The sequence below is a fragment of the Herbaspirillum sp. B65 genome (assembly GCF_000333555.1).
GTDB lineage: Bacteria > Pseudomonadota > Gammaproteobacteria > Burkholderiales > Burkholderiaceae_D > Herbaspirillum > Herbaspirillum rubrisubalbicans.
In genome coordinates, this window is the sequence record NZ_BADI01000350.1 from 1 (window position 1) to 285 (window position 285).

General features: G+C 58.9%; 1 pseudogene. It reads right to left on the reverse strand.

From position 1 onward, the window contains the following. Window positions 1-128 (reverse strand): annotated as a pseudogene (locus I5W_RS33250) (glutathione S-transferase); the annotation flags it as partial. Window positions 129-285: the final 157 nt, after the last annotated feature.

The following is a 285-nucleotide window of genomic DNA, read 5'->3' on the forward strand; positions in this document are numbered from 1 at the left end:
CTCACCAGGTGGGCTTCGTAGGGCAGGCCGGTTTCTTCCAGCATGATCGAGACCTTCACGCCATTGGGCGTGGGCAGCGAATACAACTGGATGCGCTCGGGATGTTGCGCCGGCCATTTCTGGTTGATCGGGAAGGTTGTCTTGGCGTGTGGCTTTTCTGGTTTTTATGTCTGGCGTAGTCTGCACGGATTACTGTCCTGCGCTCTAGCTTAATTGTGTTCTTTCTCCGGTCGGAACGGAGCGCCGGGGGCGGCCCGGCAGCCGCTCACTTTCTTTGGCCCGCCA